The sequence below is a fragment of the Hyalangium sp. genome (assembly GCF_035629615.1).
Classification (GTDB): Bacteria; Myxococcota; Myxococcia; order Myxococcales; family Myxococcaceae; genus Hyalangium.
In genome coordinates, this window is record NZ_DASPHO010000842.1 from 1 (window position 1) to 6,901 (window position 6,901).

Sequence of the window (6,901 nt, forward strand, 5' to 3'; positions counted from 1 at the left end):
TGCTAAGGCAGATCCTGGACGACTCTTCTCCCGCAGCGTAGGTCCTGGAGCCCATGCCCCGCACCGTCGAAGCCCCTCCCACCTCAGAGAGCCCCATGCCCGCCGCCGCCAAGTCCCGCTCGCGCAACGGGCTGCGCGCCCGCATACCCAAGGCCAAGCGCTTCGTGGCCCTGGCCGGCAACATCGGCGCCGGTAAGACGACGGCCGCCAAGCTGATCAGCCAGTCCTTTGGCTTCGAGCTCTTCGACGAGCCTGTGATCGACAACCGCTTCCTCAAGGACTACTACGCCGACATGCGGCGCTGGAGCTTCACCCTCCAGCTCGAGTTCCTCATCCGGCGCGTGGAGCACCACGAGCTCATCCACTCGGTGAAGAAGAGCTGCGTCCAGGACCGCACCCTCTACGAGGATCCGGAGATCTTCGCCAAGTACCTCCACGGCCTGGGCCACATGACGAACAAGGAGCTGGATCTCTATTACGAGTACTTCCAGCGCCTGTCCCGCAACATCACCCCGCCCGACAAGGTCATCTGCTTCTCGGTGGGCTCGGTGGAGGTGCTGCTCGACCGCATCCGCACCCGCGGCCGCCAGGAGGAGCGCGGCATCCAGAGCGAGTTTCTGCTCGGGCTCAATGGCTACTACACCAGCTTCCCCGCCGTGCTGCGGGAGAAATACAGCGTGGACTGCCTCCACGTGGACGTGTCCAGCCAGGACATCCGCCGAGGCAAGGGGCGCGAGGAGTTCCTCGATCGCGTCGCCGCCTTCCTCGCCTGAGCCCTCTCGTGAGCAGGAGACATCTCGTGGAAGACACTGCGGCCAAGAGCCCGCGCGACTCCGAAGTGGTGATGACTCAGCTGATCCTGCCGTCGGATGCCAACAACCTGAACTCGGCGTTCGGCGGCAAGGTGATGGAGTGGATCGACATCTGCGGGGCCATCGCCGCCCAGCGGCACTGCCGCCAGGTGGTGGTGACGGCCTCCATGGACGATCTCCACTTCCATGCTCCCATCCGCGTGGGGTGGATCGCCCAGCTGCGCGCGCGCGTGCTGGCCACCTTTCGCACCTCCATGGAGGTGGGAGTGACGGTGCACGCGGAGAACCCCCTCACCGGCGAGCGCTCGCTCACCACGAGCGCGCTGATGACGTTCGTAGCGCTGAACCAGGAGAGAGGCCGCGTCCAGGTGCCTCCGCTGAAGCTGGAGACGGAGGAGGAGCGCATCGCCGCACACGAGGCCGAGGAGCGACGCACCCAGCGCATGGCGCGCCGGAAGGCGTCTCAGGCCTGGCTCCGGGTGATGCCGGAGTGAGGAAGGCCCGTGAAACGAAGACGGGGCGGAGTCCTCGTCCCTCCCTCACTGAGGGAGGGGGGACTGCCGCCCCCTACGCTCCGCAGCCACCCATCAGGTGGTGAACGAGGTGCCGCAACCGCAGGAGGACTTCGCGTTCGGGTTGTCGAACTTGAAGCCCGAGCCCGTCACCGAGGTGACGTAGTCCACCGTGGTGCCCAGCAGGTACTTGCTGCTCAGCGCGTCCGTGGTGATGCGCACGCCATCCTGCTCCCACACGTGGTCGTTCGGCCTCGCCTCCTTCACGAGGTTCAAGTCATAGCCGAGCCCGCTGCAGCCCGCCGGCACCACGCGGATGGAGAAGAAATAGCCGTCGAAGCCCTGGGCCTTGATGACCTCCCTCACCTGGGAGATGGCGCCCTCGGTGAGCCAGAGGGGGGTATGGGGCGTGGCCTCCCAGGCCGGAGCCGTCGTGGCGGGTGTCTGGGTCGTCGTGGTTTCCATGTGCGTCTGTCTCCTTGCTCGCCCGTTATAACGCCAACTCTGTCAAAATCCACCAGAGCCTCGGGTTATACAAGGCACACATGGCCACTACCTTTCGAGACCTGCTGTCGAGCGTGAAGCAGGAGATCCGCGAGGTCTCCGTCGAGGACGTCAAGCGCCTGCTGGACGCCCGGGCCCCGATCAAGCTCATTGATGTCCGCGAGGCGGACGAGCACGCGGCCGGCCGCCTGCCCGGCGCCCTCCACATCCCCCGGGGCTACCTGGAGCTGCGCATCGAGGAGTGCGCGATGCGCGAGGAGGAGCTCGTCCTGTATTGCGCGGGCGGCACCCGCTCGGCGTTCGCAGCCCGGACGCTGCGGGAGATGGGCTACGAGCGCGTGGCCTCCATGGCGGGGGGCTACAACCGCTGGAGCGACGCCGCTCACCCGGTGGAGAAGCCCTTCGTGCTCACCGCAGATCAAAAGGAGCGCTACCGCCGCCACCTCATCCTCCCCGAGGTCGGCGAGGCCGGGCAGCAGAAGCTGCTGAAGGCCCGGGTGCTGCTGCTGGGGGCGGGCGGGCTCGGCTCTCCGGCGGCGCTCTACCTGGCCGCCGCGGGGGTGGGGACGCTCGGCATCGTCGACATGGATGTGGTGGACCTGAGCAACCTCCAGCGCCAGGTCATCCACACCCGCGAGCGCCAGGGACAGCTCAAGGTCGAGAGCGCACGGGCCGCCATCGAGGCCCTCAACCCCGATGTGAAGGTGGTGCCCTTCGCCGAGCGGCTGACCTCGAAGAACGTCGTGCGCATCCTCGAGGGCTTCGACATGGTGCTGGACGGGGGGGACAACTTCCCCACCCGCTACCTGCTCAACGACGCGTGCGTCCTGCAGCGCAAGCCCAACATCCACGGCTCCATCTACCGCTTCGAGGGCCAGCTCACCACGTTCGTCCCCGGCCAAGGCCCCTGCTACCGCTGCCTCTACCCCGCCCCGCCGCCGCCGGATCTGGCGCCCTCGTGCGCGGAGGCCGGTGTCCTGGGGGTGCTCCCCGGCATCATCGGGCTCATGCAGGCCAACGAGGCGCTCAAGCTCATCCTCGGCAAGGGCGAGCCGCTCGTGGGCCGGCTGCTCACCTTCGACGCGCTCGGCACGCGCTTCCAGGAGCTGAAGCTGCGCCGGGATCCCCAGTGCCCCGTGTGCAAGGACGGCGCGAAGGTGGAGTTCATCGACTACGAGCAGTTCTGCAGCACCGCTGCCTGAGAGGTCTGCCCATGCCCATCCCGGAGATCCCCCCCACCGCGCTCGCCGCGCGGCTCGCGGGCCCTGCCGAGGAGCGCCCTGCCCTGCTCGACGTGCGCTTTCCCAACGAGCATGCCTGGGTGGCGCTGCCGGGCTCGGTGCTCATCCCCCTTCCGGAGCTGGAGGAGCGTGCCGAGGAGCTGGAGGCCTTCCGGGGCCGCCCTGTCGTCGTCTACTGCCACCACGGCGTGCGCAGCCTCCACGGCGCCGCGTACCTGATCTCGCGCGGCCTGGAGGCGGTGTCGCTCCGCGGGGGCATCGACCTCTACTCGCGGATGGTGGACCGGAGCCTGCGGCGCTACTGATGCGCCGCTACTTCAGCAGGTCGCCGGACACGTCCACCGATGCGTCGGTGGTGTCCCGGGCCTTCACGGTGACCTCGACCTGTACGGGCGCCTTGAGCTGTTCGCCGCGCAGCTCCAGCTGGTGGTCGCCTTCCATCAGATCGACCTTCGACCCAGACGAGAACAGGCCCAGCTCCTGGCCATCCCTCAAGAGCCGGAACGGGCCCGCGCTCCTGGGCTTGATGGTCAGCCTGACGGTGCCCATCTTGAACTCGCGCTTGAGGGTCTTCGTCTCGCCAGGCTCGCCGAAGCGCAGCAGCTCCTCGTCCTCGGCATAGACGCCCTGCTCCTTGTTCTCCAGGATGAGGGTGTCCTGGAGGTGAGCTCCCGGCACGCCCTTGATCGGCGCCATCCCCAGATCGGTGAAGGGCTCGGGGCTGCCGCACTTGTCGCTGTGCCGCACCCGCACATTCACCTTCGGGATGGAGTCCACCGTGACGAAGACGCCCATGCCGTCGATGGGCCGCTTCATCAGCTTGGGCCAGAAGAGCACGATCCCGATCGCCATCGCGGCGGCGACCAGCACCATGAAGAGCTTCTTGAAGAGCTCACCCTTGTTGACGGGCCTCCGGGCCGGCATCGCCGGTGGCTGCGGGCGCGACGGAGGCTCTTCCTCAACCTCTTCCCGTGCAGGCCTCGGAGGCGGCGCCTGCCGAACGTCCACGCGGCTGGAGGTGCGCCGGCGCGGCGGGGCGGCCGGCTCGGTGGACGGCTGGACACGGCTCACCATGCCCGTGCGGCGACGCGGCGGGGGCGGCAGGGTCTCGTCGGGCGGGGGCTCGCGCTGCGGGGGCGGGAGCCGGGTCCGCTCGGGATCGGCATCCGGATCCTCGTCGTACCGCGCGCGGGCGTCGACGGCGAGCGCTCCCGTGCGCGAGGCCCGGGCCCGGGTCCGCGACGGCAGCTCATCCTCCTCCTCTTCCTCTTCCTCCTGGAACTGCCGCGCGTTGGTGCGCCGCGGCGCGGGGGGCTCGGGAAGGGGAGCCTCGAACTCGGCCCGCTGCATGTCCGGGCGCGAGGTGCTGCGGGCGATCGCCGTCTGCCCAACGCTCGTGGGGCGCCGAGGCGTCTCTCCCGTGCGACGGCGCGCGACCGCGGTTCCGCCACCCGGAGGCGCCGAGTACTCCGCCATCTCCTCGGCCAGCGAGCGCGGCTGGCTCTCATCCCGCGGGCGTCCGGTGGCGCGAATGTTCGCGGACGTCCCCCGCCGCTCGTTGCGCTGCGAGATCTCTCCCGGGGGAGCCTCCCACTCCATGTCCACCGCGGGCGGCGGCGGCGCGCCCCGTCCACCGCTCTGCCCCGCGGACGCAGGCGACGAGGAGTTGCCCGAGTTGGCGAACTCATCGGTGGTGGTGGGCATCAAGTTGCCCGTCTTCTTCTCCTCCTGGAGCCGATCCGCGAAGAGCGTCTCCATCAGCTCGGAGATCTGCACCGAGCTGGCCACCCACCGCTGGGCGACGAGCGTCTCCTCCAAGGCGACCTGGAACTGGCGCGCGTCGCGGTAGCGATCATCCGCCGCCTTGTACAGTGCGTTCATCACCACCCCATCCAGCTCGGAGGGGACGTCGGCCACCTCGGAGGGCGTCTGGATGGCGCACTCGAGCGCGGCCTGGAGCGTGGCCAGCTCCGAGTCCCGCTTGAGCGGGCGCACGCCCGTGAGCAGCTCGTAGAGCACCAGCCCGATGGCGAAGATGTCCGCGCGGTGATCCAGCGCCTTGCCCGCGGCCTGCTCCGGCGCCATGTAGGCGAATTTGCCCTTGATGGCGCCGGACTTCGTCAACCCCACCGTGTCCGCCGCCTTGGCGATGCCGAAGTCCACCAGCTTCACCGAGCCGTCGAAGCTGATCAGGATGTTCTGCGGAGAGATATCGCGGTGGACGACCCTGAGCGGCTTGCCGCTGCCGTCCACGCGGGTGTGCGCGTAGTACAGGCCCTCGCACGCGCTGGCGACGATGCGGATGGCCAGGGGCCGGGCGATCCACTGGCCCGCCGTCCAGGCCTTGCGCATGACGCGGCCCAGATCCTCGCCGTGGATGTACTCCATGGCGATGAAGTAGGTGCCGTTGGCCTCGCCGAACTCGTAGACCTGGGCGATGTTCGGGTGGTTGAAGTTCGCGGCGATCAGCGCCTCGTTGCGGAACATCTCCACGAACTCGCGGTCCTCCGCCAGGTGCGGAAGGATGCGCTTGACCACCACGTTCTTGGTGAAGCCCTCGATGCCCGAGCTGCGCGCAAGCCACACCTCGGCCATCCCGCCCGTGGCGAGCTTCTTCAGAAGCTGGTATTTCCCGAAGGGCTGAGGAGGGTTCATCCCGGTTTGCTCGCCGGGTGGGAGCAAGCTCAAGTGGTAGGGGTCAGCGCAAACCATCTTAGGCGACGGGTCCCAGGGAGGCAAAGCCGTCGAAGCGTGATCGGACGGCTGGCGCTCGGGGCCAGCCTGCTTGCCGGGCTCACGACCGCCGAGGCGCAGTCCGTGCGCCTCAAGGAGCCGGATCAGATCGCCGTGGAGCGGCGCAACCAGATGCTGGAGCTGTCCTGGTCGGACACCGAGGACCGCCTCCAGGGTTCCCTCCAACCCGACACGCCGCACGAGGGGGAGCCCCTCAAGGTCCTCCTGAATGTGGGCAGCTTCGATGGCCCCCCTTTCGAGGGCCCCGTCACCATCACCCTGCGTGAAGCCGGGAGCACTCACGGCCAGGTGCAGACGGTGACCAAGGGGGCCGTCAACTGGGCCGCCACCTTCACCCCCGAGAGGGCGGGCCCCTACCAGCTCGACGTGAGCTTCCGCACCACGCGGCTCAAGGCGCTCCACGCGGAGCTGGAAGTCACCCCCAAGCCGATCCCGCGCATCTTTCTGTGGGCAATGGTGGGGCTGATGGCTACGGTGGCACTGGGGTATGGAATCCGGAGCTTGCTGCGCCCGGACTCGGCCTCGGCGGCGCCGCCGAAGGACCCTTCGGGGCTGTAAGGCTGTAAGGAGACCCGCCTCTCCGGTGAGGAAAACTTCTTCCCTCAGGAGGAAGATCACCGCCATTTGGCTGCGGTTTCGGGGTGCATGCCTCCTTGGGGCGTCAAGCGGCCGACATTGCCCTCCCGGGCATCCGCGTTGCAGAGGGCCCTCCCGGGCTGCGGCGTGGAGGCGGGCATGGCGGGGTGGCGTGGGGTGGAACAGATCTGGCGGGGCCTCCTCGCCGCAGTTCTCTTGAGCGGTCCGGCGCTGGCGGCGCAGGAGCCGGTGGAGGAGGCGCAGCCGGCCTCCCCTGAGGTTCCCGTGGTGGCGTCAACCGACGCTCCGGCCCAGGAGAAGAAGAAGAAGAAGGCAAAGGTTGATCCGCTGGGCGAGAGCCCCGAGGCGGCAGAAGCGCCCGCGGCGGAGGCGGTGGAGGAGCGCTCGGTGCGTGTCTTCGGGCGCGTCTTTGCGCGGGCCAGCGCGGACGAGCGTGAGGACTACACGCGCTCGCTGTCGGTGCAGTCGGCCCGGGTGGGGG

7 protein-coding genes and 1 pseudogene are annotated in these 6,901 nt (G+C 68.8%); 6 read left to right on the plus strand and 2 right to left on the minus strand.

What is annotated here, in order from left to right; all coding sequences use genetic code 11:
- Positions 1-53: 53 nt before the first annotated feature.
- Complete coding sequence (locus tag VD972_RS42305; protein WP_414654217.1) at positions 54-773, plus strand: deoxynucleoside kinase; 720 nt, start codon at positions 54-56, stop codon at positions 771-773.
- A gap of 26 nt (positions 774-799) precedes the next feature.
- Positions 800-1,306: an acyl-CoA thioesterase gene (locus VD972_RS42310; protein ID WP_324995231.1), complete on the plus strand. Its 507-nt coding sequence runs from the start codon at positions 800-802 to the stop codon at positions 1,304-1,306.
- A gap of 93 nt (positions 1,307-1,399) precedes the next feature.
- Here the strand turns inward: VD972_RS42310 and VD972_RS42315 are convergent, their stop codons facing one another.
- Positions 1,400-1,789: an iron-sulfur cluster assembly accessory protein gene (locus VD972_RS42315; RefSeq protein WP_324995232.1), complete on the minus strand. Its 390-nt coding sequence runs from the start codon at positions 1,787-1,789 to the stop codon at positions 1,400-1,402.
- Positions 1,790-1,869: 80 nt separating this feature from the next.
- Here VD972_RS42315 and moeB point away from each other — a divergent pair, with 80 nt between their 5' ends.
- On the plus strand, positions 1,870-3,030 hold the full coding sequence (moeB, locus tag VD972_RS42320; protein ID WP_324995234.1) for a molybdopterin-synthase adenylyltransferase MoeB: 1,161 nt from the start codon (positions 1,870-1,872) through the stop codon (positions 3,028-3,030).
- Between the two features lie 11 nt (positions 3,031-3,041).
- Positions 3,042-3,374 (plus strand): rhodanese-like domain-containing protein, encoded by a 333-nt coding sequence (locus VD972_RS42325; RefSeq protein WP_324995236.1) that lies wholly within the window; start codon positions 3,042-3,044, stop codon positions 3,372-3,374.
- Between the two features lie 7 nt (positions 3,375-3,381).
- Here VD972_RS42325 and VD972_RS42330 read toward each other — a convergent pair whose 3' ends face one another.
- Positions 3,382-5,724, minus strand: a complete 2,343-nt coding sequence (locus tag VD972_RS42330; protein WP_324995238.1) for a serine/threonine-protein kinase — start codon at positions 5,722-5,724, stop codon at positions 3,382-3,384.
- A 96-nt stretch (positions 5,725-5,820) separates the two neighbouring features.
- Here VD972_RS42330 and VD972_RS42335 point away from each other — a divergent pair, with 96 nt between their 5' ends.
- Positions 5,821-6,381, plus strand: coding sequence for a hypothetical protein (locus VD972_RS42335; RefSeq protein WP_324995240.1), 561 nt, complete (start codon positions 5,821-5,823; stop codon positions 6,379-6,381).
- A 177-nt stretch (positions 6,382-6,558) separates the two neighbouring features.
- Positions 6,559-6,901: pseudogene (locus tag VD972_RS42340) on the plus strand (hypothetical protein); the annotation flags it as partial.

What these genes read in the sequence shown, in the direction of transcription:
- VD972_RS42305 (WP_414654217.1), top strand. Translation starts at nt 54, where the DNA reads ATGCCCCGCACCGTCGAAGCCCCTCCCACCTCAGAGAGCCCCATGCCC.
- VD972_RS42315 (WP_324995232.1), bottom strand. Translation starts at nt 1,789, where the DNA reads ATGGAAACCACGACGACCCAGACACCCGCCACGACGGCTCCGGCCTGG.
- moeB (WP_324995234.1), top strand. Translation starts at nt 1,870, where the DNA reads ATGGCCACTACCTTTCGAGACCTGCTGTCGAGCGTGAAGCAGGAGATC.
- VD972_RS42325 (WP_324995236.1), top strand. Translation starts at nt 3,042, where the DNA reads ATGCCCATCCCGGAGATCCCCCCCACCGCGCTCGCCGCGCGGCTCGCG.
- VD972_RS42330 (WP_324995238.1), bottom strand. Translation starts at nt 5,724, where the DNA reads ATGAACCCTCCTCAGCCCTTCGGGAAATACCAGCTTCTGAAGAAGCTC.